General features: G+C 60.6%; 36 protein-coding genes and 1 tRNA gene. 28 read left to right on the plus strand and 9 right to left on the minus strand.

Going from position 1 to position 26,335, the window contains the following annotated elements; genetic code table 11:
• Positions 1–203: 203 nt before the first annotated feature.
• The 3 genes from AC6I6U_RS01705 to AC6I6U_RS01715 are packed head-to-tail and all read right to left on the minus strand — an operon-like array spanning position 204 to position 1,715.
• Positions 204–806 carry an FMN-dependent NADH-azoreductase gene (locus tag AC6I6U_RS01705; RefSeq protein WP_497880362.1) on the minus strand — a complete coding sequence of 201 codons (603 nt, stop codon included), beginning with the start codon at positions 804–806 and terminating at the stop codon, positions 204–206.
• Positions 803–1,249 (minus strand): GNAT family N-acetyltransferase, encoded by a 447-nt coding sequence (locus tag AC6I6U_RS01710; RefSeq protein ID WP_497880363.1) that lies wholly within the window; start codon positions 1,247–1,249, stop codon positions 803–805. Before AC6I6U_RS01710 ends, AC6I6U_RS01705 begins: the two co-directional genes overlap by 4 nt.
• Positions 1,239–1,715: a carboxymuconolactone decarboxylase family protein gene (locus tag AC6I6U_RS01715; RefSeq protein WP_497880364.1), complete on the minus strand. Its 477-nt coding sequence runs from the start codon at positions 1,713–1,715 to the stop codon at positions 1,239–1,241. Before AC6I6U_RS01715 ends, AC6I6U_RS01710 begins: the two co-directional genes overlap by 11 nt.
• A 158-nt stretch (positions 1,716–1,873) precedes the next feature.
• Here AC6I6U_RS01715 and pdxR point away from each other — a divergent pair, with 158 nt between their 5' ends.
• Both pdxR and AC6I6U_RS01725 read left to right on the plus strand, forming a co-directional pair.
• Entirely contained in the window at positions 1,874–3,277 is a 1,404-nt protein-coding gene (gene pdxR / locus AC6I6U_RS01720) for a MocR-like pyridoxine biosynthesis transcription factor PdxR (protein ID WP_497880365.1), read from the plus strand.
• A 95-nt stretch (positions 3,278–3,372) separates the two neighbouring features.
• Positions 3,373–3,448, plus strand: a tRNA-Thr gene (locus AC6I6U_RS01725).
• Positions 3,449–3,551: 103 nt separating this feature from the next.
• Here the strand turns inward: AC6I6U_RS01725 and AC6I6U_RS01730 are convergent.
• The 3 genes from AC6I6U_RS01730 to AC6I6U_RS01740 are packed head-to-tail and all read right to left on the minus strand — an operon-like array spanning position 3,552 to position 5,391.
• On the minus strand, positions 3,552–4,103 hold the full coding sequence (locus AC6I6U_RS01730; RefSeq protein ID WP_497880366.1) for a hypothetical protein: 552 nt from the start codon (positions 4,101–4,103) through the stop codon (positions 3,552–3,554).
• Positions 4,096–5,148 carry a phage integrase gene (locus AC6I6U_RS01735; protein ID WP_497880367.1) on the minus strand — a complete coding sequence of 351 codons (1,053 nt, stop codon included), beginning with the start codon at positions 5,146–5,148 and terminating at the stop codon, positions 4,096–4,098. Before AC6I6U_RS01735 ends, AC6I6U_RS01730 begins: the two co-directional genes overlap by 8 nt.
• A 3-nt stretch (positions 5,149–5,151) precedes the next feature.
• Positions 5,152–5,391 (minus strand): helix-turn-helix domain-containing protein, encoded by a 240-nt coding sequence (locus AC6I6U_RS01740; RefSeq protein ID WP_497880368.1) that lies wholly within the window; start codon positions 5,389–5,391, stop codon positions 5,152–5,154.
• Positions 5,392–5,499: 108 nt separating this feature from the next.
• Here AC6I6U_RS01740 and AC6I6U_RS01745 point away from each other — a divergent pair, with 108 nt between their 5' ends.
• The 8 genes from AC6I6U_RS01745 to AC6I6U_RS01780 all read left to right on the plus strand — a co-directional run bounded on the left by AC6I6U_RS01745 (position 5,500) and on the right by AC6I6U_RS01780 (position 10,702).
• Complete coding sequence (locus AC6I6U_RS01745; RefSeq protein ID WP_497880369.1) at positions 5,500–5,718, plus strand: hypothetical protein; 219 nt, start codon at positions 5,500–5,502, stop codon at positions 5,716–5,718.
• Between the two features lie 9 nt (positions 5,719–5,727).
• The gene (locus AC6I6U_RS01750; protein ID WP_497880370.1) at positions 5,728–8,418 is read left to right on the plus strand and encodes a toprim domain-containing protein; all 2,691 of its coding nucleotides are present in this window, start codon (positions 5,728–5,730) and stop codon (positions 8,416–8,418) included.
• Positions 8,419–8,887: 469 nt separating this feature from the next.
• Positions 8,888–9,289 carry a hypothetical protein gene (locus tag AC6I6U_RS01755; protein ID WP_497880371.1) on the plus strand — a complete coding sequence of 134 codons (402 nt, stop codon included), beginning with the start codon at positions 8,888–8,890 and terminating at the stop codon, positions 9,287–9,289.
• On the plus strand, positions 9,286–9,645 hold the full coding sequence (locus AC6I6U_RS01760) for a DUF7673 family protein (protein WP_419737425.1): 360 nt from the start codon (positions 9,286–9,288) through the stop codon (positions 9,643–9,645). Before AC6I6U_RS01755 ends, AC6I6U_RS01760 begins: the two co-directional genes overlap by 4 nt.
• Complete coding sequence (locus AC6I6U_RS01765) at positions 9,642–9,887, plus strand: hypothetical protein (protein WP_497880372.1); 246 nt, start codon at positions 9,642–9,644, stop codon at positions 9,885–9,887. The genes AC6I6U_RS01760 and AC6I6U_RS01765 overlap by 4 nt, the downstream gene beginning before the upstream one ends.
• Before the next feature lie 61 nt (positions 9,888–9,948).
• On the plus strand, positions 9,949–10,188 hold the full coding sequence (locus tag AC6I6U_RS01770) for a hypothetical protein (protein WP_497880373.1): 240 nt from the start codon (positions 9,949–9,951) through the stop codon (positions 10,186–10,188).
• A 14-nt stretch (positions 10,189–10,202) separates the two neighbouring features.
• Complete coding sequence (locus AC6I6U_RS01775; protein ID WP_497880374.1) at positions 10,203–10,451, plus strand: Arc family DNA-binding protein; 249 nt, start codon at positions 10,203–10,205, stop codon at positions 10,449–10,451.
• Positions 10,448–10,702, plus strand: a complete 255-nt coding sequence (locus AC6I6U_RS01780; RefSeq protein ID WP_497880375.1) for a hypothetical protein — start codon at positions 10,448–10,450, stop codon at positions 10,700–10,702. The genes AC6I6U_RS01775 and AC6I6U_RS01780 overlap by 4 nt, the downstream gene beginning before the upstream one ends.
• A gap of 396 nt (positions 10,703–11,098) precedes the next feature.
• Here AC6I6U_RS01780 and AC6I6U_RS01785 read toward each other — a convergent pair whose 3' ends face one another.
• The 3 genes from AC6I6U_RS01785 to AC6I6U_RS01795 all read right to left on the minus strand — a co-directional run bounded on the left by AC6I6U_RS01785 (position 11,099) and on the right by AC6I6U_RS01795 (position 14,248).
• The gene (locus tag AC6I6U_RS01785; protein ID WP_419737421.1) at positions 11,099–11,353 is read right to left on the minus strand and encodes an ogr/Delta-like zinc finger family protein; all 255 of its coding nucleotides are present in this window, start codon (positions 11,351–11,353) and stop codon (positions 11,099–11,101) included.
• Positions 11,354–11,427: 74 nt separating this feature from the next.
• The gene (locus AC6I6U_RS01790) at positions 11,428–12,291 is read right to left on the minus strand and encodes a phage portal protein (protein WP_497882965.1); all 864 of its coding nucleotides are present in this window, start codon (positions 12,289–12,291) and stop codon (positions 11,428–11,430) included.
• Positions 12,203–14,248, minus strand: a complete 2,046-nt coding sequence (locus AC6I6U_RS01795) for a terminase large subunit domain-containing protein (RefSeq protein WP_497880376.1) — start codon at positions 14,246–14,248, stop codon at positions 12,203–12,205. The genes AC6I6U_RS01790 and AC6I6U_RS01795 overlap by 89 nt, the downstream gene beginning before the upstream one ends.
• Before the next feature lie 160 nt (positions 14,249–14,408).
• Between AC6I6U_RS01795 and AC6I6U_RS01800 the strand changes: the two genes are divergently transcribed.
• From AC6I6U_RS01800 to AC6I6U_RS01885, 18 genes are all read left to right on the plus strand, one after another.
• Complete coding sequence (locus tag AC6I6U_RS01800) at positions 14,409–15,368, plus strand: GPO family capsid scaffolding protein (protein ID WP_497880377.1); 960 nt, start codon at positions 14,409–14,411, stop codon at positions 15,366–15,368.
• On the plus strand, positions 15,368–16,390 hold the full coding sequence (locus tag AC6I6U_RS01805; RefSeq protein WP_497880378.1) for a phage major capsid protein, P2 family: 1,023 nt from the start codon (positions 15,368–15,370) through the stop codon (positions 16,388–16,390). Before AC6I6U_RS01800 ends, AC6I6U_RS01805 begins: the two co-directional genes overlap by 1 nt.
• Positions 16,387–17,109 (plus strand): phage terminase small subunit, encoded by a 723-nt coding sequence (gene gpM, locus AC6I6U_RS01810; RefSeq protein ID WP_497880379.1) that lies wholly within the window; start codon positions 16,387–16,389, stop codon positions 17,107–17,109. The genes AC6I6U_RS01805 and gpM overlap by 4 nt, the downstream gene beginning before the upstream one ends.
• A 98-nt stretch (positions 17,110–17,207) precedes the next feature.
• Positions 17,208–17,678 carry a head completion/stabilization protein gene (locus AC6I6U_RS01815; protein ID WP_497880380.1) on the plus strand — a complete coding sequence of 157 codons (471 nt, stop codon included), beginning with the start codon at positions 17,208–17,210 and terminating at the stop codon, positions 17,676–17,678.
• Positions 17,675–18,118: a phage tail protein gene (locus tag AC6I6U_RS01820; protein ID WP_497880381.1), complete on the plus strand. Its 444-nt coding sequence runs from the start codon at positions 17,675–17,677 to the stop codon at positions 18,116–18,118. The genes AC6I6U_RS01815 and AC6I6U_RS01820 overlap by 4 nt, the downstream gene beginning before the upstream one ends.
• Positions 18,108–18,785, plus strand: coding sequence for a phage virion morphogenesis family protein (locus tag AC6I6U_RS01825; RefSeq protein ID WP_497880382.1), 678 nt, complete (start codon positions 18,108–18,110; stop codon positions 18,783–18,785). The genes AC6I6U_RS01820 and AC6I6U_RS01825 overlap by 11 nt, the downstream gene beginning before the upstream one ends.
• Positions 18,786–18,796: 11 nt before the next feature.
• Positions 18,797–19,912 carry a DUF2586 domain-containing protein gene (locus AC6I6U_RS01830; RefSeq protein WP_497880383.1) on the plus strand — a complete coding sequence of 372 codons (1,116 nt, stop codon included), beginning with the start codon at positions 18,797–18,799 and terminating at the stop codon, positions 19,910–19,912.
• Between the two features lie 6 nt (positions 19,913–19,918).
• On the plus strand, positions 19,919–20,368 hold the full coding sequence (locus tag AC6I6U_RS01835; RefSeq protein WP_497880384.1) for a phage protein: 450 nt from the start codon (positions 19,919–19,921) through the stop codon (positions 20,366–20,368).
• On the plus strand, positions 20,368–20,574 hold the full coding sequence (locus AC6I6U_RS01840) for a TraR/DksA family transcriptional regulator (protein ID WP_497880385.1): 207 nt from the start codon (positions 20,368–20,370) through the stop codon (positions 20,572–20,574). Before AC6I6U_RS01835 ends, AC6I6U_RS01840 begins: the two co-directional genes overlap by 1 nt.
• Positions 20,571–20,861 (plus strand): hypothetical protein, encoded by a 291-nt coding sequence (locus tag AC6I6U_RS01845; RefSeq protein WP_497880386.1) that lies wholly within the window; start codon positions 20,571–20,573, stop codon positions 20,859–20,861. The genes AC6I6U_RS01840 and AC6I6U_RS01845 overlap by 4 nt, the downstream gene beginning before the upstream one ends.
• Entirely contained in the window at positions 20,858–21,388 is a 531-nt protein-coding gene (locus AC6I6U_RS01850) for a lysozyme (RefSeq protein ID WP_497880387.1), read from the plus strand. Before AC6I6U_RS01845 ends, AC6I6U_RS01850 begins: the two co-directional genes overlap by 4 nt.
• A gap of 11 nt (positions 21,389–21,399) precedes the next feature.
• Positions 21,400–21,855: a lysis system i-spanin subunit Rz gene (locus AC6I6U_RS01855; protein WP_497880388.1), complete on the plus strand. Its 456-nt coding sequence runs from the start codon at positions 21,400–21,402 to the stop codon at positions 21,853–21,855.
• Between the two features lie 38 nt (positions 21,856–21,893).
• A complete protein-coding gene (locus tag AC6I6U_RS01860; RefSeq protein WP_497880389.1) occupies positions 21,894–22,178 on the plus strand; it encodes a putative phage tail assembly chaperone in 285 nt (94 codons plus the stop codon).
• Between the two features lie 20 nt (positions 22,179–22,198).
• Entirely contained in the window at positions 22,199–22,342 is a 144-nt protein-coding gene (locus tag AC6I6U_RS01865) for a DUF6890 family protein (protein ID WP_497880390.1), read from the plus strand.
• A 4-nt stretch (positions 22,343–22,346) separates the two neighbouring features.
• Entirely contained in the window at positions 22,347–24,332 is a 1,986-nt protein-coding gene (locus AC6I6U_RS01870; protein ID WP_497880391.1) for a phage tail tape measure protein, read from the plus strand.
• Positions 24,329–24,646 (plus strand): DUF2590 family protein, encoded by a 318-nt coding sequence (locus AC6I6U_RS01875; protein ID WP_497880392.1) that lies wholly within the window; start codon positions 24,329–24,331, stop codon positions 24,644–24,646. The genes AC6I6U_RS01870 and AC6I6U_RS01875 overlap by 4 nt, the downstream gene beginning before the upstream one ends.
• The gene (locus tag AC6I6U_RS01880; protein WP_497880393.1) at positions 24,643–25,812 is read left to right on the plus strand and encodes a baseplate J/gp47 family protein; all 1,170 of its coding nucleotides are present in this window, start codon (positions 24,643–24,645) and stop codon (positions 25,810–25,812) included. The genes AC6I6U_RS01875 and AC6I6U_RS01880 overlap by 4 nt, the downstream gene beginning before the upstream one ends.
• On the plus strand, positions 25,805–26,329 hold the full coding sequence (locus tag AC6I6U_RS01885; protein WP_497880394.1) for a phage tail protein: 525 nt from the start codon (positions 25,805–25,807) through the stop codon (positions 26,327–26,329). The genes AC6I6U_RS01880 and AC6I6U_RS01885 overlap by 8 nt, the downstream gene beginning before the upstream one ends.
• Positions 26,330–26,335 lie beyond the last annotated feature (6 nt).

A 26,335-nucleotide genomic window follows, 5' to 3' on the forward strand; every position in this document is an offset into this window, starting at 1 on the left:
TAAAATAAATCGACGAAAAAACAGACAGTTGCAACATGCTGCGAACGCGGTCACAAATCCTTCCATCGATCGCGCTGCCGACCAACCACTTGTGCATAAGCGCGCGAGCCAATGGCAATAACCCGCCCCTGAAAGCATCCACGCCCTCGTAGGAGCGGCCCTGCTGGTGATCCGCCGCAGGCGGCCTTCCCCAACCCGCATCCTCAACCAGCCACCTCCAAAAGGCCCTCCAGCAACAACCTCCTGGCCCCGACCAACTCCTGCCGCACCGCCTCATCCCCTCGCACAGAACCCTGCAGGTAGATGAACCTCACCTGCCGGATACCAACGCAATCAAGCTGCGCCGCCAGGCAAGGCGTCAGAAAATCCGGCTGGTTGGCATTTTCTCCCTGGATGAAACCACCGGAACTGACCAGCACAAAAGTCGGCCGATCCCTGAGCAGCCCCACCTTCCGCCCCGCGCCATTGCCGCCGAAACTGCGCTGAATCCGCACCACATGGTCGACCCACAACTTCAGCGCCGCTGGCAGCGTGAAGTTATGCAGCGGCGTACACAGCACCAGCAGGTCGCTGTTCTCCAACTCGACGATCTGCTGCTCGGACACTTCGACGGCCGTAGCCTGTCCATCGAGCGAAGTCACGGCCGTCGCGTAATCACGGGTCACAGCCGGCAATGGCTCACTCCCCAACTGCCGCTCGATTACCGCCGTGATACCCGGCAAACCCTGCAGCACCTCGGCGGCCAATTGGTAGCCGCGAGCCGCCTGGCCATGAGGACTGAAATTCAGCAACAACGCTCGGCTCATACCACCTGCTCCAGGTCCTGAAAGAAGTGCATGCCCTTGGCCAACATCCCCTGCCGGAAATAGAAGCGCTGCGCCAACGGCATATGCAGCCCGGTATCGAGCACCAGGTAACGATAACCCAGGGCCCGCGTGTGCCGCCGCACCTCATCCAGCAACCCGGCCCCCAGCTCGCGCCGCTGCTGCGAGGCGGTCACCACCAGATCGTCGACATAGACGAAGCGCCCATAGAGAAAATTCTCCGTCACCCGAAAGCCAGCCAGCCCAATCACCTGCCCCTGCTCGCGCAACGCCAGCAAGCGATAACCCTGCTCGCCCTGGCGGAACACCTGCTCGACGAAAGACTGCTCGTTATCCAACTGCGGACGCAGCTCGCGCATCACCGCAAAACACTCGCGACACCGGGCTTCGCTTTCGATCAGCCCATACTCCAGCTCACTGCCCACGGGACGCCTCCTCATGCTCACGGACACCAGGCGGCACCAGACGGAAACCCACACCGACGCGGTTGAGCGCATTCATCAGTCCGATCGCCAGGGTCAGGTCGGCCAGTTCCTTCTCGCCAAACACCGCCGCAACGGCCTGGTAATCCGCATCCGGAATCGCCGTCTGGTGCACCAGGGTCACCGTCTCGGCCCAGGCCAGCGCAGCACGCTCACGGGCATCGAACAGCGACTCGGCCTCGCGCCACACCGGCACCAGTTGCACCTTGTCGGAGCTGACGCCCAGCTTGAGCAGATCCCGCGAATGCTGGTTGATACAGTAGGCACAGCCATTGATCTGGGAAACCCGCAGGTACACCAGATCGACCAGCTGCGGCGCCAGCCCGCAGCCCTGTAGATAACTTTTCACACCACCCAGCGCCTTGTAGCCCTGGGGTGCGGCGGCGAAATAATCGAGACGTTGCGTCATGGTCGGTTTCCTTCTGAGGAAATAAAGAACTGACTCTTAGTCTGCTGATCACAGTCCCACGCCAACAGGGCCAAGATCGGGCAAGCCGCTTGGGACATGTCCCACCACCGCAACCGGTTTGGTTAGACTGGACCGCTCTGCCTTCCAGGGAAAATCCCATGCCCCCAGCCCGACCCGCTGCTGCCGAACCGGGTGTTCCAAAATACCTGGTGGTCTATCGACGCATTCGCGGCGCCATCGACGATGGCCAGTTGCGACCCGGCGACCGCGTGCCGTCGGTACGGGCCCTGGCCGCCGAACTCAGCCTGGCACGGGGCACCGTCGAAACTGCCTATGCGCTGCTGGTCAGCGAGGGCTACCTGACTGCCCGTGGCCAGGCCGGCACCCTCATCGCCCTGGACCTGCCGGCGGCTCCGACAAAGCCACCGACCAACAACACCCCGACCGAACAAGACCACCCGCTGCCGCTGCAACTGGGCATGCCGGCGCTGGACGCCTTCCCGCGCAAGCTCTGGGCTCGGCTGGTCACCCAACGCGCCCGCCAGACCGACATCGCCAGCCTCGGCTTCAGCGACCCACGCGGCTACGCGCCGCTGCGCGCAGCCATCGCCCAGTACCTGGGACTGTATCGCGGCGTGCATTGCGCAGCGGACCAGGTGTTTATCTGCACTGGCTACAACGCCGTTCTCGAACTGGTCTGCGAGAGCCTGGAAATGACCGGCCAGGACTGCTGGTTCGAAGACCCCGGCTACCTGCATGCACGGCAGATCCTGCTCAACCGCGGCGTGAGACTGGTGCCGCTGGCAGTCGATAGCGACGGTCTGAATGTGCAGCAAGGCCTCCAACAGGCACCGACCGCCCGGCTGGCGATAGTCACCCCGGCCCACCAGAGCCCACTGGGCGTCGCCCTGAGCCCCACCCGCCGAGAGGCACTGCTCGCCTGGGCAGTGCAACAGTCGAGCTGGGTACTGGAGGACGACTACGACAGTGAATTCCGCTACCACGGCCGCCCGCTGCCCGCCCTGAAGAGCCAGGACCGACACGACCGTGTGCTGCACGCCGGCACCTTCAGCAAGATGCTGTTCCCCGGCCTGCGCCTGGCGTACCTGGTGGTACCGCAGGATCAGGTCGAAGGCTTCGAACAGCGCGCGCGGCTACTACGCAACCGCTGCCCGGAACTGTTGCAGGCAACGGTCAGCGACTTCCTCAGCCAGGGCCACTTCACCCGCCACCTGAAGAAAATGCGCCAGCTATACAGCGCGCGCCGAGCGTTGCTGGTGGAGGCGCTGGAAGAGGTATGTGGGGACATTCTCAAGGTGGACCCACAGGCCGGTGGCATCAACCTGCTGGTGCGTTTGCTGATCGATGTTTCGGACACCCGCGTGGCAGAGCAGGCGCGGGCGGCGGGATTGGCCATCGAACCCTTGTCGCGCTGGCAACTGAAGGCTGGAGCGGAAGGTGGGCTGTTGATGAGTTTTACTAACGTAGCCTCGGCTGCACAGGCGAGCGAGGTGGCCGGCAGGTTGTTGGCGGTGATACTCGAGGTGCGGTCGGGCGGTTGATCGCTCACGGCCCATCGCCAGCAGGCCCCATAAAAATAGTCAAATATCAGGGGTTTACAGAACCCCGCCAATCGCTATAATCGTCGGCCTAACACGCCGGTATAGCTCAGATGGTAGAGCAACTGACTTGTAATCAGTAGGTCCCGGGTTCGATTCCTGGTGCCGGCACCATGTTCAAAGCCCCGCAATGCGGGGCTTTGCCGTTTCTGGGGCTTTATTTTGGCGCTTTCAAAAATCTGAAAGTGTCCACAAATCGTCCACACCCACCCCAACCTCAACGAACAGCCAACGACTCGCCCAGGTCCAGCGCCTCGTTAAGGAGGATTAGAGTGTCTCTCAGCAGCTGATCATTCGTGGTCCCCTCGAACAAGATTCCACCTTCTGAAGTATCAGTACGCAGACTGTCCATCAGTTGGTAAAACCGAACGACATTCCCAGCATCTTTCTCACTGAGGGCGCCAAGCTTAGGCGCATTCGCCAAGTAAACCCGGTTGTAGTGTTCTGGGATGCTCAACCTGACAGAGATGAAGCTTGCTGTTCCAAAGCTAGCGCTAACTGCCAAGTGATCCCGAGCTTCAGAAAACTTACGGCAATATTTCTGCCTGTCAGCGATCTCAATCAATGATTCCACTTCTGCCAAAATCGCAGCACGAACGCTACGACTTTCCCTCTGAGCCTGCCAACCAAGAGCGAGCCATGAGCCGCTGATACCAATCGCACCTGATATCAGTGCTACGGCTACGGTGGTCCAGTTGACGGACTGATTTGCAGAAGGTGCAGCAGCAAAATCCCAAACGACTACACACCACTCAAGAGCCTCATGCATCTTCGACATCCTTCACGCCGAGACTTGTCAGAGGGTTAAGTGCTACGACCTCTGCAAGATGGCCAGGGCTGAAATGGGCATAGCGCATCGTCATAGCAAGCGATGAATGCCCCAGAACCCGCTGCAATGTCAGGATGTCCCCACCATTGGCCATGTAGTGGCTGGCAAAGGTGTGCCTCAGTACATGGGTCATCTGCCCATCTGGCAAATCCAGGCTAACGGCCTCGACCGCTTCCCCAAACTTCTTGTAGCAGTCGCCGAAAGGCAGGCTGGTTTTCACCAGTTCCTGCAGCTCTTTGCTGATCGGCACGGCACGACTCTTGGAGTTCTTCGTGCGGTGGTAGTGGATCCGGCGATCTTTCACCTGGCGCGCTGTAAGACCCTCAGCCTCGGACCAGCGCGCACCTGTGGCCAGGCACACGCGAGCAACAACGCCAGCGCTCGCGGAGATCTTGTCCAGAGCATTGAGCAACGGCTGAATCTGGTCCTTCTCCAGGTACGCCATTTCCGGCTCATCGAACTTCAGGCGCCGGACCTTGGCCAACGGGTTCTCCCACTTCCATTCGCCCAGGCGATCCAGCTCGTTGAACACGGCGCTCAGGTAGGCCAGTTCATGGTTCAACGTGTTCGCACTGACAGGCTTGGCCTTCTGCCCCTTCTTCATACCGTTGCCCGGTGTGCTCCGACCATGATCGCCGGCCAGGCGCTCGGCGCGGTACTGGGTAAAGTTGGCAGCAGTGAAATCAGTGGCGCGCGGATCGCCCATTCTCTCAGCCATGGCCTGCAGGGCGCGCTGACGCTCCTCCCCTCGTTTGAGGGTCTGCCCATGCAGTTTGAACCAGATATCAATCAATTCGCTCAGGCGCCGATCGTCACGCTTGGGCTTTTTCTCGAACTCGCCTCGAGCACCGTCCCCCATCAGCAGACGCTCTGCATGCATCGCTTCGTTCTTGGACTTCAGCTTGCGACGAACACGAGGTCCATCGCGCCCTTCAGGCCGACAATCCAGTAGCCATTCACCGGTGGGCAGTTTCTTGATCGACATAGGTCACACCGGGCTCACTTGACCGCAAGCTGGGGCTTCCTCGCCGGTCATCAACCACAGCGTGTATTTCTTGAATCGCTCGTGATTGGTGATTTTCAGGAGCGCGACCGAACTGACCTCGATACGCAATGCCAGCTCGTATTTCTTGTAGCTGCTCAGGCTGATGCCCGTGGCTTCACACAGCTCAGACTGTGTCAGGCCTTCCTTGATCCTGATCGCCTTCAGCTTCTCCGCAAGCTCCATTAACTGCATCTCCCTCTTGACATGGTTCCATATGGGTACTTAATCTAGGTTCCATATGGGTACTTTTGGCCCAAATATCCCCAAATATCCGATGCAGAGGTTAACAGAATGCAGATTGCGATCGACACGCCATACATGACCATCGCGGAGTTCACACGCCGTTCTGGTCAGTCAGCAAGCGCTGTGGAAAACGAGATCAAATCAGGCAATTACATCATCCGCCCGAAGCGTGAGGGATCGAAGGCAGCCGTACTGATCAACATGGTTCACATGACTATGGAGGCTGCCGACCAAGCGGAACGCATCCGTCTGGATGGCAAGCGGTAAGGGGCTCGCATGAACGCACGATTCACCCCGGAGCAGTTCGACCGCATCTATCTGGATGACGTGGTTCCCGAGCTGCAGCACGACAAGGAACTGGGGTTCCAATCCAAGGACGAGTCTCAGGAGTACTTCAACAAAGGGATTTGCCCTGGTTGCGGTGAGCGGACGATCTACGTCAGCAAGCTCAAACCGTTCCAGATCAAGTGCAACCGCCTCAACCAGTGCGGCTACGAGGAAAAGACTCGGGAGCGGTATCGCTACCTATTCGAAAACCTGAGCGACCGCTTCCCGTCGACCGTGGACAACCCCAACGCGACAGCCGATGCATATCTGCAGCGCACCCGTGGGTTCGAAATCAAACGAATCGCCGGCTGGTACGATCAGGCCCGTCGACAGATGGCTGATGGCTCCTACGCAGCAACCGTGCGCTTCCCGCTGTGTGACGGCTATTGGGAACGAATCATTGATGCAACTGCCGTGGCCGCAAACGACGGTGACAAGGCCGGCATCCGCAAAGGAATGAAATACAAGGGCCACGGCTGGGAACCAAAGGGCCAGGCCTACCAGAAAGACGACCTGGTGTTCGTTGTCGAAGGGATCTTCCACGCGATTGCACTCTGGCTCGCCGGCTACAAGGCGATCGCCGCGATCAGCTGCAACAACTTCCCCTGGCAGATCATCGAGGCCGAACAGGGTAAAGGCGTCCGTTGGGTTATCGCCCTTGATGATGATCGCGCTGGCCATGACGTGATCCCGAAGTACCGAGATCGGCTGACGACGATGAAGGAAAGCTGCCAGGTGGCGCTCTCCGGCAGCCGCGATTGGGATGACGTCTACCGCGATGGCCAACTGGATGACGTGTTCATCCAGGACGCGCTGTACCAGGGCCAACTGTTTTGCGCCCGTTCGGCCATCCATAAAGCCTACTTGCTCTATACCCGCCGCCCGCGCCCCTTCTTCCTGGTGGAGTTTGGTCAATGCCTTTTTTCGGCCCGGGTGAACACGTCCGAGCTGCAGAAGGACCTAGATGACATGCCACGTAAACCAGGGGAAGAACCCACCGGATACCGCACCGAATTCACGAAGCACACGACCATCAGCCAGGTGGCCAACTGTGTGCCCCGTTTCGAGTACCTGGAGCGCGATGCGATCAGTGGCGAACAGCGCTACTTCTTCAAGTTCGACTTTCCGAATCGCCGCTTGAACTGCAGAGAGCCATTGCCACCGAGCGCTATCACTGAGCCCCGAGGCTTCGCCAAGGCCCTCTTGGAGAGGACACCTGGCGGCATGTTCGAAGGCGGGGAGAAGGTCCTAGGCATGCTCAAGAGCGAATGGCTGCGTGACCCCAACGTAGTTCGCACGCTGCCCTTTGTCGGGTACGACGAGGTGACCGGTGCCTACTGCTACCCCGGCTTTGGCTTCTACAAAGGCAAGGCCATGCAAGTAAACGACCACGGCTTCCTCGACATCAAGGGGCAAGGTCTGAAGACGTCTGCCCGCAGCTACCCGATGCACCGCGGCCAATCATTCGACCCGTCCTGGTTCAATGACTTCAAGTCCGTGTTTGGCCTCAACGGCCTGGCCAGCCTGGCGTGGTGGACGGGCTCCCTGTTCGCAGAGCAGATCCGCGCCGTACAACAAGGGTGGGCATTCCTCGAACTGACCGGTGCCGCTGGCGCGGGCAAGTCGACGCTGATTCGCTTTCTGTGGCGTTTGGTTGGCCGAAAGAATGAAGAAGGGATCAAACCCAGCGGATCTGGCGCGTCAGCAATCGGCCTGCTGCGCTCGCTCTCTGCAGTAAGCAACCTGCCGGTAGTCCTGATGGAATCCGATAAGGAAACCACAGACGCCATGGGGCGAACGGTGATCATCCAGTACAACTGGGACGAGATTAAGTCCCTGTTCGACATCAATGCCAAGCTTCGCGTGACCGGTGTGAAAACGGGCAACAGCGACACTGACGCGCTGATCTTTCGCGGATCGATCTGCATTTCACAGAACACCATGGTGGAGGGATCGGAGGCGATCATTACCCGTATCGGGTACTTCCACATGACATGCGACCACCACACCGCAGAATTGAAGGAGGTTGCCGACCGCCTCAAGGCTATGCCCGTCGAGCAACTGTCCGGTTACCTGGCAACAGTGCTATGCCAGGAAAGCACCTGGCTGCAGAAGTACTTCGATGTGTACCGCGACTGCGAGCGCCGGTTCTTGGCCCTCGGCGGCGTAAGCCATGCACGTATCGTCCAGGTACATGCACAGATCCTAGCTGCTGCCATGGCCACCCAGTCACTGTTCCCGGACTGGTCGGACCGAGACATTGAAAGCCTGGCCAAGCACCTGGAAGCCCGCGCACTCGATCGACAGCAAACACTCTCTGCCGAAAGCAAGACCGCTGCTCTGTTCTGGCAGGCCTATCACTACCTGAACGAACAAGTGGTGACGATCGACGAAGGTTCCGGCCCACGCCTGGAAACCCGGGAAACCCTCAACCACAGCTCGGACAAAGGCCTGATCGCGATCAACATCCAGCACTTCCAGACCGCTAGTCGTGCTGCAGGCCTTGAATTGCTGCCGACGATCCTCCTGCAGAAAGCGCTGAAAACCAGCAAGACCCACACCTTCCTGGAGACACGTAAGTACCACTCCCGCATCGAGCAGCGATCGTTGAACTGCTGGATATTCAAAAAGCATGGATAAGCCCGTCAGCACGGGGATGAGCGATCGGGAGCGGCACTAGGCGGAGGGACCTGCGTTTTCTGAGTAGTCCCCTAAAGCATCTGGAATATCTGGAAGGAATAGGAATAGGTCAATGAATACAGGCAGTTACAGCCGTCCAGCAATCGGCGTACCAGTGGAAGGTACTGGAAGGAATTTCCTTCCACCACCTTCCACCAACCTTCCACCTCGGGGGTTATTCGACGAAATGGCTACAGCCCAGGTAATACGTGGCCTGCAGGCGAGTTGCTGCAATTCGACCTTCCACCACCTTCCACCCCTGCTGGAAGGAGAAAAAAAAGCTGCAGACCAGCAAGAACAAGGGCTGCAGACCTGCCGGTACGGGTTCCTTCCACTTATTCCAGATGCTCAGGGGGTATACGCGACACATTCAACAACCGGGTGGAAATCCACCCATCAGTGCCACCAGGCACCACAAGGAGAAACAGCGATGGAAACAGAGCAATTAACCGCTGAGGTTCAGGTAGCGCTCAGCAAATTCCGTGAATTCGCCAAGGGTCGAGTCGGGGACCTGCAGATGCTGTTCGATGGCCAGTCCTTCAAGAACAGGGCCGTTCAACTGGCTTTCGAAGCATTCCAGGCTGGGCGTGATCCCAAGCCAGTTGGCCAACTGTTCGCAAGCATCCGAGAGGACAGCAAGTACCACCACCAAATTGAATGGTGCCTGAGCAACGGCATCGGGCACCCCTTCCCTGTCCGCTTCCAAGCTTCATATGACGACTACGTCCTGATAGGTGGTGCAGGAGGAGCCTACCGGCTGGCCGACGTGGATCTGCACGTGCTGCACGAGGGCTCCTTGTACAGCGTGCGCGGAATGAGGAACGGCCAATGAGCAACGGAGCAAGAACCATGGCCACCGCACTGGCCAAAGTCCAAGCCCACCAGCAGCAGCTACCGGCTATCCGTGTTGCTGGAACTCAGGCACTCAATCGGTTGGTCCCGATCGCCTTGCGCGACCACGGCCAGAGCCGCGTCCTGGGGCGCTTCCTGCTGGGGATCTACAACGGCGAGGACTTCCCCTTTGAACTCAGCACCCTGCGCAGCCTGGACATCGACCTGTTCGAAGACTGCCTGAAGGTCCTGATGATGGACTTCACACCCGACCTGGAGGTGCACGAACGCATCCAGGGCGGTAGCGCGATCTGGCAGCGCCTGATCGAGCAGTGGGCACCGGAGACACTGGAATGAATGTTTTCTACACCGTGGACGGCCAGGCCGGCGCGATGCTGATGCCAGCAACGTACCTCCTGTACGCCAAGGCCGAGGATCTGGCTGAACTGGTGGCCAGTGACTTCTGGCGATATCACCAGAGTCCGCCCGTGACCTGCGAAGTGCACCTGAAACAGGTCGATGGCGTGGAGCTGGGAGTATTTGAAGTGCAGAGCGTGACGCGCCCGGTGTACACGGCCAAAGCCATCAACCAGGGCTGATAGAGACGGTGCCAAGGAGTTGCAGCTCCCTGGCACCTACCACCGAAACGAGGAGAAGAACATGCGAGTACCAACCCCAAGCGGCAGCGGCTCGAAGGCTACCACAACACCGAGCCGCCTGCAGGCCACAGCCATCGTCGGGGGGGCCCTGATCGGCTTCCTGGTCATGAAGACCCCCGAGGCCTATTCCCAACTGGAGAGGGTCACCGACGCGGCCCGTTGTCGCGGCGATCTGTCCGTCCAGGACATTGCCCTGGTTCAACAACTGCTGGCCAGCGCCGCATACACATCATCACTTTGAAGGAGAAAATAACCATGACCCACAAGAAGACTGACTCCCGCACCGCTGACAAGTTCGTAGTTCGCTTGCCTGATGGGCTGCGCGATCTTATTGCCGATGTTGCAGCAAGTAATGGCCGTAGCATGAACTCAGAAATTATCAGTCGGCTCAAGGGTTCTATAACTGGCGACCTGGACTCCACCGAGTTGCGAAGGCTCACAAGGATTCTCACTTCGCGAGTTGAGGAGCTGGAAGCGCAATTGAGTTTGAAAGGGGCGGCATGATGCTTATTGATGGAAATTTAATTGAAGTAAACAAGGTCGAGGCGGAAGAAGCGCGCCGTCAGTTGGGCCTCGGCAATGACTTCAATCTGACGCAAGCGACCCAACACCTTTACCATGATCCAGGCGACGGTCTGGTGTTGATCCCGCTGCCCGCTGACATGTTCGTGGTTGCATTCGAGGGAGGAACTGGAGAACGAAAATTTGGGGTTGTAAGAATCAACTCACTGAAACACAAACTCAAAGAGTATTGAAACAGTATTAGTTCAATACACATTCACTACAGAATGGGCGCATAAGCGCCCATTTTTTATTACCACACACATGACCACACTCACACCAGACCATCACATCAAGAAACTAATCGCACAACTGGCACAGCAATTTCAACTGCTTTATTTTCTTGACGCGCAGACCGTTCAACGACAATATATTGGCTATGTGCCATTATGGAAAACGGAGTTACGCATGTCACAACCAACCCTCTGCCTTAACAAACTTGCCGATGACCTAGAGAACCACGGAAACCTGCTTGCCCTTTTAACTGAACTTCCTACCACCGAACTATCCGAGCGCGGGCGCGTTGGGTTAATACAGTTCTCTACTTGCCTGATGAAGGACTTCGAAAACATAGAGAGAACTTTCAACAGCTACCGCGCATCTATAGCGCCAAGCTGTTGAAAGATCTCCTTCTGTCGAGACTTGGGTAATTTTCGGAGCTGATCAAAAACAAGACGATCAAGCATCTGCTCTGAAGGGGTTAGGGTATGCGAAAAAGTCAGATGCGCCACCCAGCGATGGCCACAGTCTAAACAGGTGCAGTAGAGAGACGAAAATTCCATAGAAATATCGTTCCTAGAAGATATCCTGCCCTTCCCGTTACACTCCTTGCAGTAGACTCGCATACACCCCTCCCTTAGGTTCCTGATTGGGTACTATTTTGCCATAAAGCAGTGCCCACTGAACCTATTAATATTAGTCAGACTGTTGCTATTTCTGGTTCTTTTTTCCAACTGATACGCCTGTCTTCGCGCAGCACTTCGTTGACCTGACTGAACAACTGGCAGATGGGTCGAATCTCGTTGTTCGTGTACACCCGATCGATCTTCTCGATGTCACCGAAGCCGCCGGTATTCTCGGGAATAATCCCTGCTAGCGCCGGGTTCATACGCCATGCTGCAATGATGTCATTCCGTGTGATGTTCTTAACTTTCTCCAGCTCATCCCGAGCTTGAAAGTCACCGACCGGGATGATCTTGATAGCGTTCTCTTGGCCGCCTGGAATGTTCACAAACATCGAACGAAAGTTACCAACACCCTTACTCGCACTGATCTGCGCTCTAAGCTCGTCTTCGTCTTTCTCGGACAAGTTTGGATCATTGGTATAGAAGATGTAACCAGCATGCGCGCCGTTGCTGTAATACCGGCGGCGGAACAAAGTTGCGGCCTCATTCAACAGCAGTGCCTGCAGGCCGCCCAGGTAGTCAGGAACACCATAAATGTTCTGTTCCACATCATAGTCTTTGACCTGAATAATCTCGTCCTGATCGAACTCTTCTTCTTGGCCATTGGGCAGCAACATGACGAATCCACCGCCAACTTTTACCCGCATGTTGATCGCCGGCAGGTGCTCCAACTCCAGGCCCTGGTCTGCAAAGTTGAAGTGCACCAGGAAATAGGCTTCCCCAAACACCATGTAGTCCAGGGCAGCACAACCCATTGTGTGGATGCTGCAGCCTGCAGACGGAATGAACTCACGCAACAGCAAGTTGCGCTTGAACTTCGGAATGGCGCCGTGGTGCGCGTTGGCACGCAGCAGCTTGGCCAGGCCGGCGCGGGACACCGGTGGTTTGTACAGCCGCCCGTCGTCGCTGGCGAACACGCCCAGGTACTCGCCGATATTGCTGGTCAGGACCTGTTCCGGCTCCCCGAATGTGAACACCCGTGTTGGCTGTCGCTCGGGCTGCCGGTTGTGTCGTTGCTTTCTGTTCGCTCTTGGCATGGGTTCCACTCAGGAGGTAGCGGCTACTGCGCCGCCTGTTGGTGTTCAAAGGTTCGTTGTGCAGGGCATGCATGACGGCCCACGCGATGTCCGCGTGCCCGGTGGCCTCGGTCCTGGAGGCGCTGAACGTGATCTGGCCGCCACCGGTGGTGCCGCGCTTGATGGTGAGGAAGGCCTGGGCGATGTCGGTCCAACCGGCGTCCCACTCGATCCGGGCTGCCTGGATGACGTCCTGGGCCTTGAGGACCAGCGTGGTTTTCGTCTCCAGGCTGTAATGGATCTGCCTGGCCCGTGGGTAGAAGTCGTGCACCAGGTCGTAAACACCGATTCCGACGCCTGTCGTGTCGATGCCGATGTGCTGCACGTTGAACCGCTCTGTAAGCTTTTTGACCTGGGCCGCCTGGTAGGTGAACGACTGCCCCCGCCAGCTGTGTTTCTCCAAGATCCGGAACTTGCCCCCGGGCTCGGCGGGCGGTGCCACCACGACGCACGTAGCATCGTCCCTGGTGCGGCTGGGGTCGTAGCCGAGCCACACCGGAGCATCGCCAAACGGTCGGTCCTCGCTGGGCCTGTAGTCGTCCCACAGGCCGAGGTCGGAATAGCAGCGCTCGAGGGCGGCCAGCGAAAACGCCGATTGGCTGCTGTCGATGAACTTGCACATGAACAGCTGTTCGAAGCGCTCTTCGTCGTTCTCCAGGCGCAGGCGATCGATGTCGAACAGATTGCAGCCGCTGGCGATGGCATCTTCCAGCGTGATGATCTTGCGCCACTGCCCATCCGGGCACAGGACACCGGCGTGGATCTCGGCATCACTGGGCCAGGCTCCGGCCTTCTTGGCGCGTTTGCTGTTGCGGAAGGTCTCACCCGTCCAGAACGGATAGGCCTCATGGGTGACCGCGCTGGGGGTCGAGAAATACGTCTGCCGCCACTTTGCATGAGCGGCCATGCCGCTGGCCACGCCCTGGATCTTGTCGAACCGGGGTATCCAGAAGATTTCATCCACGTATAGGTGCCCGTGGTAGCTCTGCGCGGTATTGGCGTTGGTTGAAAGGAAACGTAGTTCAGCCCAAGGCTTGCCGTCCTTACTGAGCTTGATCGGGTTCCCGGTCAGCTCAATGTCGAACCACTTGCTGGCAAACTCAACGATGTAGCTACGGAACACCTCGGACTGCGCGCGGCTGGCCGACAGGAAGATCTGGTTATCCCCCGTCAACACCGCGTCCATGAAGGCCTCGGCTGCAAAGTAGTAGGTCAGGCCGATCTGCCGCGACTTCAGGATGTTCCGGATACGCGCCGTCAGCGGGTTTTTCTTGGCCGCGAACAGGTCCAGCTGATACTGAAACATCTTGGAGGTGAACTTCTCCAGGAAGTCCACTTCGGTCAGTTGGCTGATGTCGTTCTTCTGCGCCTTTTCCCGCTTCTTACCGCCACGGTTTCCCTGGTCCTGGCGCTCCCTGCGTGGGCGCTCGTTGTCCCTGGCCGGCGTGTCATTCGCCGCCGGTGCTGCAGGCCGGGCAGACTGCTTGATCAGCTTTTCCCTGATCGATGTTAGGCGCTCCAGCTCGTCGAGCTCGACTTTGGTTAGTGTGTCGGTCTTCTCCAGGATGAGCGTGATCCGCCGGCTGACAGCCGTCACCGGTTCTTCGTCCGTCAACATCTCGTCCCAGCCGCCCTGGCGTATCCAGTAATAGATGATCCGGACGTTCGGGAGCTTCAGCTGGGCCTGGATCTCCTTCACCGACGCCCTGCGCAGGTAAAGCCGTTTCGCGGCCTCTTTGACTTCGATTGAGTAGTTCATGGGGCCGCAGTCTATGCGGCGAAATCCCCATAAACGCGGCCTAAAAGTGAGCGATTTTCCTAGATCGTGAAAATAGGAATTCCGCTCAAGCAATCCATTTTGCAGGGGCTGATCGGCTCCCTATCGTGGCGCTCATCGACCACCACCGAGCGTTTCACTGATGCCCCGATCCCTTGTCTCCTACTGGAAGCGCGTAGCTGTCAGCGGCCCGACTGCAGACCAACGGGAGATTACCGTCCAGGAGCTGCGTGACTGCGCCGAGACCTACAAGCTGTCCGTGTACACGGCGGTGATCTGGAGCGAACACGAACGCTGGCCAGGCTCCCACGGCACTGTCTTTGCCGTGCGTCTCGTAGAAGACGACCCGGAACTGGAGCCTGGCCAGGTGGCCCTGGAGGCACAGCTCAAGCCCAACAACAAGCTGCTGCAACTGAACGACGAGGGCGAAAAGCTATTCACCAGCGTCGAAATCACCCCTGACTTTGCCAAGTCGGGACGGTTCTACCTGACCGGCCTGGCCGTCACCGATTCGCCGGCAAGCCTGGGCACCCAGGAGCTGTATTTCTCCCGGGGCGCCCGCAGAGGCCACCGCTATGCCCGCACCTCCTACTTCTGCAACGCCGTTGCCCTGGGCTCCCTACGCGAGGGCGGTCAGACAAAAGGCGAGATGCGCCGCCTCTTTTCCGCACTGACCGGCTTGTTCAAGAGCTTCGCCGAAATCAGCGGCACCCCTGATACCCCCTCACCCCAAGAGAACAAACCGATGGATGAAGCAACAGCCAAGGCGCTGCAGGCGCTGTGTGATCAATTCGTAATCCTGCTGGCCGGCTTCCAGGCCGTCCTGGAGCCGGTCGTGGAGAACGTCGACCCGGCTGACAACCAGGAGCAGGTCGACGCAGTGGGCACCGCCGTCCAGGACGTGGTTGACCAGGCCAATGAAGACCGCGACTACAGCCGCAACGGCAAGGGCGGTAAAGGTGGCAAAGATGTCAAGGAACTGAGCGCTCGTATCGACGAGCTGCAGGAGTCCATGACCAAGATGTTCAACAGCACGGCCAACCGCCGCCAGGTACAACGCACGACCGGCGCCCAAGGCCAAAAACGCAAGGGTCTGCGCTAATGGCTTCCCTCTCTCAACACGCTGAAGAACAGTACCTGCGGCTCCAGAGCGAGCTGGCCGATGCGTACAACGTCGGTGACGCGGCCCGTACCTTCGCGGTCGAGCCGGCGCATGCCCAGGAGTTGAACGAACAGATCACCGAGCGTTCCGACTTCCTGCAGCGGATCAACGTCGTGCCTGTCCGTGATCTGAAAGGCGAAAAGGTACTGATGGGCCTGAACGGTCCAGCCACCGGTCGTACTGACACGGACAAGAATGACCGCGAGCCGCGCTCCCTGCTCGATCTCAAGAACAACGAGTACGAGCTGTTCAGCACCGAAACCGATGTCGCCCTGAAGTTCGCGACGATCGACGCCTGGTCGCAGTTCCCCGACTTTGCCGAGCGCTACCTGGCCGCAGTCCAGCACCGGATCGCGCTCGACCGCATCATGGTCGGCTTCCACGGCAAGTCTGTCGCACCCCAGACGGACCCTGACAAGTACCCGTTGCTCCAGGACGTGAACAAGGGCTGGTTGCAGATCGCTCGCGAGCAGATCCCCGAACAGGTCCTGTCGAGTGGCGACCCGGCCACGAAAATCATGCTGGGCAAAGGTGGCGACTACACCAACCTCGACGCGGCTGTGCATGACGTCAAGCAGATGATTGATCCGGTGTTCCGCGACGCCGGCGACCTGGTGGCCATCGTCGGCTCCGACCTGCTGGCCTACGACAAGGGCAAGCTGTATGCCGCACAGGGCCAGACTCCTACGGAAAAAGAGCGGATCGAGGACCAGCAGGTTATCGCCACCTATGGCGGCCTGCAGTCCTTCCTGATCCCGTTCTTCCCGGCCAAGGGCATCCTGGTAACCAGTTGGACCAACCTCTCGATCTATTTCCAGGGCACCAGCTGGCGCCGCCACCTCCTGGAGAACCCGAAGCGCTCCCGCGTCGAGGACTACAACGGTCGCAACGAGGGCTATGTGATCGAGCAGTTGGGCAAGTTCGCCTACCTTGAATCTGACTCTGTGGAGACGGTCAAGTGAGCCTGGCGCTGGAGCACAAGCGCCGCGTACTCGCCCAGGGCGTGTCGGCGGTGGCCAGCGCGGTCGCCGCTGCTGCGCTGCCGTACTCGCCAGGCGAGGCACTGGGCAGCCCGGCGAATGCACGCAAGCACCTGGCCTTGATGGAAGCCGCACTGGACGAGGACCTGGCCCGCCTGAGCGCGATCCAGGGCATGGCCACCCGGCAGGACCTCAAGCGTAGCGAGCTGCTGCCCAAGTACCAGGAGTACATCCAGCGCTACATCGAGTCCGGCCTGGTCTTTCCGAACCGCGTCCTGGTCCAGGTCATGGTCTGGCTGTTCGACACCGCGCAGTTCGTCGATGCCCTGGAGCTGGCCGACATCGCTATTGCGCAGGCGCAGGTGATGCCGGAGCGCTTCAAGCGCCGTGACATCCAGACCTTTGTCGCCGATTCGGTCTGTGAGTGGGCCTATGACGAGTACAAGGCCCAGCGCAGCCCGGAGCCATACCTGTCCGACCTGCTGCCGCGCGTCGACGGTGAATGGGACCTGCCGGAGCAGATCCCCGCGAAGTTCCACAAGCTGATTGGCATTCGTGCCCAGGAAGACAAGGAATGGGCGACCGCGCTGGAGCACCTGGAGCGAGCGCAACAGCTCTATTCCAAGGTCGGCGTGGAAACCCGGATCGAGAACTGCCGCAAGGCCCTGCGTAAGCAGGAAGCCGCCGCCGGCGCCCAATAACCGACTCCCCCCCCAGCGGGAACCCGTGAAACGAGATAGCCAATTCATTGGCCTACCCCGTTGAAACGGTGTTTCCCGCCCTTTTCGAGTGATCAGCGATGAGCTTTTCAGGCAGAACCTCCACCGTGGTGGACCAGACCATCGAGAACAACGGCTTTTGGCCGGATCTCTCCCTGGCTGAGTACCAGAAGGCTTACCGCCTGCCCGGCGAGTACCTGGGCGAAACGCTGGTCACTCAACTCGTTATCGCCATGGGCGAGGTGAACCAGGACCTGGCTCGCGTTGAATCGCTCCTGCAGGCTGCTGGCGTATCGAACCTGGAAGCCCAGGCCAACCCGGGCTCGGTGCTTGGCTGGGGCTACGCCAATAAGGTCGCCTTGTACAAGCGCGCGGTGTACTGCAGGGCGAAGGCAGCAGCACTGACCGACTTTGCGACCGTGACCCGCCGCGAGGTTGCCGAGAACACTGGCAAGGAAGCTCCGGAACGTGCCGAGACCTTCCTGGCGTACAGCCAGCAAGCCATTCGCTCCCTGCAGGGCCGTGGCCGCATCACGGTGTCACTGCAATGAACAAGCTCCGTGGCCTGACTGCGTTCCTGCTCGAGCAAGACCTGGTTCTCCCTGAACAGCTCGATAGCTGGACCGAGAACGTCAGCCTCGATCTGATCTGGAAACCCAGTTCCGCCGGCATGTACATGGGTGACATGCGGTACCGGGCAGTGTTCGTCCTGGAGCGCTTCGCCGGCAACCCTGCGCTGATGATGGCCCTGGTGGGTTCGTGGCTTGAGTCGAACGATCCCGATCGAGGCGACGACCTGCCTGCGCCGGCATTCACTGTGGAACCCCTCGACAACGATTTGTTCGATGTCGAGCTGGTGCTGGAGTTCGAAGAAGAGCAGCACCTGGCCGAAGACCCCAACGGCCAGATCAAGGTCGGGGACAAGACCTATGGGCTTGGCCAGGCCGAAGTGTGGGTGGCCGAACACGGCGAGGTGAGCCATGGGGCGTAGCCTGGTCGAGCTCGATGCTCGGGGCTACCTAGGCGTCCAGGAGCAACTGGCACTGTTGAGCATGCCCCCACAGTTGCGCCGGCGTCTGCTGAACAACGTCAGCAAGCGCGTACGCACCATGAGCCGCCGCCGGATCCGGGAGCAACAGAACCTGGACGGCTCGCCATTCGCCCCCCGCAAGGGCGATGGCAAGGGCAAGAAGAAGATGGAAGCAGGCCTGGGCAAGCTGCTCCAGGTCACCAACCTCACGCCCGACGAGGCAACGCTGGGCTGGCGCAACGCTTTGACGGGCTGGATCGCCGCCCAGCAGCACAACGGTGTATCCGAGCGGCGTACTGCAGCGCAGATGCGCCGCTGGAGCACTGTGCCCGAAGGCCTGGCAGCCACCGACAAACAGGCAAAGCGGCTGCGGCGCCTCGGTTTCAAGGTCCGCCAGGCCGGCAAAAAGTCGCTGACCAGGCCGTCCGTGGCGTGGATTCAGCAGCACGTCAACTACGCGAAAGCCGGGCTGCTGATCCGCATTTTGTCCGACGAACGAGCCGAGGGCACCGGCGCGCAGTCGTGGGACATCGCCCTGCCTCGCCGGCAGTTCCTCGGCAGCAGCGACCAGGAAACCAGCGAGCTGGTCAGCCTCGTCCTGCAGCAAATCCTCAACTCTCCACGTTAACGAGGCACCCTATGGCACTCGGAAAAGTCAGCGTCAACAATCTCAACCTCGGCCAGGGTGCCGTAACCGAGATCGAGCGCTATTTCCTCTTCATCGGCCCAGGCGCGAAGAACGTCGGCCAGTTCATCCCGCTAAACACCGACAGCGACCTGGACGCCCAGTTGGGCATCCCTGAGAGCGACCTGAAGACCCAGGTTACTGCCGCACGCCTGAACGGAGGCGACCGCTGGAACTGCATCGCCGCCCCGATCGCGGTCGATGGCAGTTGGCAAGACGCTCTGCAGAAGGCGCAGCAACTGGGGTTCTCTGTTGAGGCGGCGGTGATCACCACACCAGTGACAGCCGCGGCTGAGCTGTCGGCGATGCACGATGCGGCGATCACCATCAACAACACTTACGGCCGCCGCCTTTTCGTGATGGCCTGTACTGCCGGCATCGACAAAGCATCCCAGGACTGGAGCGCATACCTAGTCGCGCAGAAAGCGATCACCAAGGATGTTTCCGCACCGCGTGTCCTGGTGGTCCCCCAACTGCACGGCAACAACCTCGGCGTCCTGGCCGGGCGGCTGGCCAATGCGGTCGTGAGCATCGCAGACAGCCCGATGCGCGTCGCCACTGGCGCTGTCCTCGGCCTGGGGGATGCCCCGGTGGACAAGGAAGGTATCCCGCTGCAATCCGCCCTGGGCGCCGAGCTGGACAAGGCCCGTTTCTCGGTACCGCAAACCTACCCGGACTATCCGGGCACGTTCTGGGGCGACGGCAACATGCTCGATGCGCCGGCCAGCGACTACCAGGTGATCGAGTACCTACGCTTGGCCGACAAAGCCGCCCGGCAGATCCGGCCGTTGCTGATCCAGCGTGTCGCCGATCGGCGCCTGAACAACTCGCCGGCCAGCATGGCCGCCGCCGTCAGCCAGTTCATGAAGCCACTGCGCGCTATGGCGAAGTCCACCGTCTTTGCTGGCCAGCAGTTCCCGGGCGAGATCGAGTCGCCCAAGGACGGCGACGTGGTCCTGGTCTGGAAGAGCAAAACCAGCGTTGAGCTGTACCTGAAGCTCAAGCCCCTCAACTGCCCGAAAGACCTGACTGCGAACATCGCCCTGGATCTTTCCAGCGACACGGAGTAACCCCACATGTCCCGTATTGGCGGTAAGAACTTCGACGTCTCCGTTGGTGACCTCAAGGTCCACGTCGACACCTGCACACTCGATATCACCGACAACAGCGCGGTGGCCACGAACCGAGGCGTCCCCAACGGGCACGTCGACGGCGATGTCTCGGCCGCTGGCGAGTTCGAACTGGACTCCCTCAACTTCAACCTGCTGATCGAGGCCGCCCGGACTGCTGGCAGCTTCCGCCAGTTGGACCCGTTCGACGTGGTGTTCTTCGCCCAGGCCGGCGAGGAGGAGCTGCGTATCGAGGCCTTTGGCTGCAAGTTGAAGGTGTCCAGCCTGCTCAGTGTCGACCAGAAGGGCGGCGAGAAATCCAAGCACAAGGTGCAGTTCAGCGTTTCAAGCCCCGACTTCGTCCGTATCAATGGCGTGCCGTACCTCTCGGCCGCTGAGATCGAGGGCCTGCGCTGATGGTCTGCCCGTTCGATCGTGCGCAAGCCCTGGAGCAGCGGCAGCGTGACCAAGCCATTGCCGCAGCCTTGGCGGTCAGCCGGCCGAGCGGGCCAAGCCTGACCCATTGCGACGACTGCGGCGACGAGATCCCCGAGGCGCGGCGCGCCTTGGGCGGTATGACCCGCTGCGTCCCCTGCCAAAACCTTTTCGAGCGTGCCCGATGAACCGCCTGCAGAAGCCCAAACTGGAGATCCGCGTGGCTCTCCTGGAACAGCGCGTGGACGATCTGGTCACGCACCATGAATCGGTGCCTGGGCGCGTCACGCGCTTGGAAAGCGAGTTCAAGCAGTTCACCGCCGAGCTGGCCGCGCTGAACGAGGGCCAACGTGTCCTGACCGCGACCGTCGCAGACATCGGCACGAAAGTGACCCGCGTGCTGGCGACGATCTCGGTTTTGGCTGTGGTCGCGCAAATGGTTGTGCCGGCAGTCCTGCGCCTGGTGTTCCCATGAGCCTGCGCAGCCGGATCCTCGCCGGCACCGTAGGCCTGGTCCTCGGCAGCAGCACCCTGATGGCATTGCTGGGCAAGTGGGAGGGTGAGGGCCAGAACACGGTCTACGCCGACAACCTGGCCCAGGGGCTGCCGACGGTTTGCAAGGGCATCACCCGCCATGTCAGCCCGTATCCGGTGATCGTCGGTGACTACTGGTCGCCGGCGCGGTGCGCAGAGGTGGAGCAACTGGTGGTCCAGAAAGGCCAGTTGGCCCTGGCCGACTGCCTGACGAACCCGAACATCAGCCAGAACACCTTCGACTCCTTGAGCAGTCACGGCCACAACGTCGGCGTGCCGTCGACCTGCGCGAGCCGGGCTGTAGGGCTCATCAACGCCGGGCGCATAGCGGAAGGCTGCCGCGCCCTGGCTTGGGGCGCTGATGGCCGTCCGGTGTGGGCCTACGTCACCGACGCCAAGGGCATCAAGCACTTCGTGCCCGGGCTGCACGCTCGTCGGCTGGATGAAGCGAAGTTGTGCGCCTCATGACTTCCTCACCTTTGCGCCTGCTCCTGGTCGTGCTGATCGTCGCCGGCGGGATCTGGCTCGCTTTCGACCAGGTGCTGCTGCAGCGCGACAGCGCTCGATCTGAGCGTGACGTCGCGAAGTACGAAGTCGCAGGCCTGCGCGAAGCCGCCCGGATCAGCGGCGAGCGCCTGGCCACGGCTGCCGCCATCGACACAAAACACACTCAGGAGCTGAGCGATGCGCTCAAGACAAACCAGGACCTGCAGCTTGCTGTCGATCGCCTTGATCAGCGGCTGCAGCTCCACGCTACCTGCCCCGTTGCCGGCGAACACACCAATGCCGGCGCCGGCGGCGTGGCTGATGCAGGTTCCCCCGAACTCACTGCAGACGCTCGACAGGCTTATTTCACCCTCCGGGAACAACTCGCCGTCAGCCGGCAAATGATCCTGGGCCTGCAGGACTATGTGACCAACGTTTGCCTGCGCTGACTCACCCAACATCAACCCAAATGAATGGAGCAACACCCATGGATACTCGCGAAATCACCCTGGAAATCGGCGCAAACGAATACGCCTTCACCCTGACGCCTCAGGACATCAGCAAGTACTTCAACGCCATGACCCCGACAAACAAGGTCGCGCCGGCCAACAACCTGCTCGTCACCACCGTGGCCCAGGAGCAGCGGGCAAAGCTCAAGGAACTGCTGGGCAACCCGGTGATGGTGATGCAGATCGCCGGCGCGCTCCTGGAAGAATACTCGCCTGACGTCGAGATCATCGTAAAAAAGCCCTCGAATACGCGGAACGACTGAGCGAGGACGGCCTGGGCCAGTTGATTGCCCTGACCACTCGCTGGCTGCCCGGGACCGAGCCTACTGTGGAAAACATGGGCACGGCCAAGTGGCTCGACGACGAACACTGGAGACGCATGGAGATCGCGGTGGCCAACGGCATCGCGCATGCGCTGAACGGATAATGACATGGCTGATCGCAGCTCCCGCCTCGACTTCATCCTCGCCTTGACCGACAAAATCACCGCGCCCCTGGGCAAGGTGAAAATGGGGTTTGCCGACCTGGCCGAGAAGAGCCAGAAGGGCATCATCCAGATGGGCGCCGGCCTGGGCGGCCTGACCGGCGCTTTCTGGGGGATCAGCGAGTCGCTGGAGCCTGCCCTGGAGATGAACCGGGCGATCGGCGATGTGCGCTCCCTCGGTGCCGCCGAAGATGCCCTGACTGCCCTGAACGCCAAGGCCCTGGAGTTTTCAGTGAACTACGGGCAGAACGCCCAGGAGTTCGTCGCCTCGGCCTACAGCATTGAGGGCGCGATCAAGGGGCTGACCGGCAACCAGTTGGCGACCTTCACCAACGCCAGCAACCTGCTGGCCAAGGCCACCAAGGCCGATGCCGATACCATGGGCGAGTACGTGGGCACCATGTACAACCTGTTCAAAGGCCAGGCTGATGCCATGGGTCGAGGTGAATGGGTCGAAAAGCTGGCCGGGCAGACAGCCACGGCCGTGCAGTTGTTCCGGACAAGCGGTGACCAGATCGGCGAGGCGTTCAAGGCCGCTGGCGGCCTGGCCAGCACCGCCGGGGTCAGCCTGGCCGAGCAGATGGCAGTCCTAGGCACGCTCGGCAGCACCATGGACGGTGGCGAAGCGGGCGGGCTCTACAAGTCCTTTTTCGAGAACATTTCCGGCGCGTCCGAAAAGCTGGGGATGAAGTTCGTTGACACCCAGGGCAAGTTGCTGCCGATGCTCGATATCCTGGAAAAGCTAAAGGGCAAGTTCGGGGATCTGTCGATCGAGGCCAACGGTAACAAGCTGCGGGACGCCTTCGGCGGTGAAGCGGCCCGATTGATCAGCTCGCTGATCGCCGATACCGATCGACTGAAGAACGGCATGGACCGCCTCGGCAACGTGCGCGGTCTGGAGAACGCCGAGAACATGGCCAAGATGATGGTCGACCCCTGGCAGCAGTGGACGTCGCTCGTCGAGGGCATGCGGATTCTGTTTGGCCAGGTCCTGCTGCCCTCAATCACGCCCGTCATGCAGAAGCTCGTCGACACCGGCAAGGTGCTGATGCGCTGGACGCAGATGTTCCCGAACATCACCCGTGTCGTCGGCATCACCACGTTGACCATCCTCGGCATCATCGCTGCCATGTCGCTGCTCACGTTTGCAGTGGGGGTTGCCCGGGTGACATGGCTTGGCTTGATCACGGTCTGGAAAGTGGTGCAGATGCTGCACCTGCGCACGATCGCCGGGTTTCTCCTGCAGGCGGCTGCTCTCGGCCTGTATGTCGGCGGCCTGCTGCTGTTCCGGTCGACGCTGGCGATCGTTCGCGGCGCCATGCTCGCTTGGCAAGGCGTGATCTGGCTGGTCAACGTCGCGCTGACTGCCAACCCGATCGGCGCCGTGGTCGTGGGCATCGCGCTCCTGGTGGGGCTCGTCGCGGCGGCAGTGGTGTACTGGGACGAGTGGACCTCGGCCCTGATGAACACCGAGGCCTTTAAGTGGGTCATGGAAAAGCTGCAGGTGCTGACCGCCTGGTTCGACGGCATGGGTGGCTGGGCCGGGATGGCCAAGGGCGCCTGGGACGCGATCGTCGGCGTGTTCAACAAGGCAATCAACGGCCTGATCGAGATGATCAACATGATTCCCGGGGTGAACATCGAGGCGCGCATGGGCGATCTGCCACAGATCCCCGGCGGCGAGCAGGTCGGCAATGCTGCAGACGTCGCCGCCTCGGCGCAGAAGGCCCAGCAGACCATTAATGCGGCCATTCCATCGATCTCTCCTGCCCGGCCTGCAGCGGTTCCTCCTGGCGGGCTGCTGACCAGCATCCAGAACACGAACACCAGCAACAACAAGGGCACGCACGTGGAGAACATGAACATCCACACGGCCAAGCCCATGACCCCGTTGGAACTCGAAAACATGATGGCCATGGCGGTACCGGGATGAGCGAGTACATCGATCTGCTGATCCAGGACAACGACCTGGTTCTGGATCTGTCCCGGCAGCCGCTCCTGGTCGACGACCGCGCCTGTATCGCCCAGGACATCGCACACATGATCCGCGACAGCGGGCTGCTGGTGACGCTGGTCGCAGAGCGCGACCGACTCCGGCAGCGCGACTGCATCCAGCAACTGGAACTCCTGGTCGAGTCGGACGAACGCCTTGTTCCTGGTAGCGCACAGATCACCCAGTTGCAGCCCGGGCAGTACCTGGTTGCGGCGAAAACCCTGAAATTTGGCACGATTGAGGTAACGCTGTGAGTAACGTGGACTTCAACCAGGCGTTGAGTGACGCCGGCATTCCGACCACTGAGGCCGGCCTGCGCCAGGCGTGGGAGGCTGAGGTGGTCGCCCAGGGCGCCAAAGTCAGCAATACCAGCGCCTATTCGCCGTTCTGGCGGGTAGTGACTGCACTGATCACCAAGCCGGTGCTATGGATCCTGCAGTTCCTCGCCGGCACCGTGCTGCCCAACTTTTTCGTCAAGACCGCGACCGGCACCTGGCTGGAGATGTTGGCCTGGGCTGTGGCGATCGAGCGCAAAGGCGCCACCAAGGCCACCGGCCAGGTACTGTTCACTCGCACCGCCGCCGGCGGCACGCTGGAGGTCACGGCCGGAACGGTGGTCCAGTCAGCCACGATCAACGACCGCGTCTACCAGGTGGTCACCACGGCTGCAGGATTGTTCAGCGACGGCTTGATGCAGTTGGAGATCCCGGTCGAGGCGATCGACACCGGTGCCGGCTACAACCTGGCCCCGGGTTACTACGCGATCCTGCCAACACCGGTCCCCGGTATTGCCCAGGTCGTGAACAACGACGGCTGGCTGGCTACTCCTGGTGCAGACCCTGAGCCGGACGAGGAACTGCGTTTGCGGGTGCGCAACCAGTTCTCCGCCGTGAACCGGTGGCACACCGATGCGGCCTACCGGGCCATGATCACCGAGTTCCCGGGCGTCCGGCCGGATGGCGTGTATTTCTTACATGGAGCCCCGCGCGGGCCCGCCACCGCCAATGCCTATGTCCTGTTCGATGCCGATGTGCCGGCGGCGACGTACCTGGAGCAGATCAACGCCTATATCCGCGACGGCGGCAATCACGGCCACGGCGATGACCTCCTGGTGCTCGCCATGCCGGAGACGTTGCACGACCTGGTCGTGCAACTGTGGCCCCGATCGACGCTGACCAGCGAGCAACGGGACAAGCTGGAGGCGGACGTAGAGCTGTTCATCAGGGCCGCGTTCCGAGAGAGCACCGACTACGCCCCGACGTTGACCTTTCCCCAGTCGCGGTTCTCGTTCAGCCGCCTCGGCGAAGAGCTTCACCAGCAGTTCGCCGGCATCGAGTCGCTGCGCTTCGGCAATGACGACATCGTGTCCGAACTGACGATCCCCCGGATCCGGAGCCTGGAGGTCGAGCGCCATGATTAAGCTCGATCTGAAGTTCTGGCTCGCCGGTACCGAGCTGACAAAGATCAAGGACGCCGCCCAGGCCTACTGGGAGAAGGTCGAGGGTTGGCTGCGCTGGCCGCTCCTGCAGCTCGACGCTGACACCTGCCACCTGGTCGTGCTCGATCTGCTGGCCTGGCAGCGGGACATCACCCGATTCAAGGGCGAGCCCGAAAATCTGTACCGGTCGCGGGTCAAGTACGCCTTTATCAACGCTGTGGACGCCGGCAGCACCGCCGGCATGAACCGCATCCTGCAGCGCCTTGGCGTCGGTTACGTCGAGATCCAGGAGCGCGATCCAGACCGAGACTGGGACGTTGTGCTGCTGCAGTTGAGCAACATGCAGTTGGCCGAGAACCCCGAGCTGCTGCGCGTCCTGATCCAGCAGTACGGCCGCACATGCCGCCGCTATGACTTCGTGACCATCACCCCCCTGGCCATGGGCGTCGCCCTGGTCGATTTCAACGACGACCAGCAGACACTGGTCGCCAGCCTGTAGGAGCCC

The sequence above is a fragment of the Pseudomonas sp. UTLPPB19802 genome, from assembly GCF_059730225.1.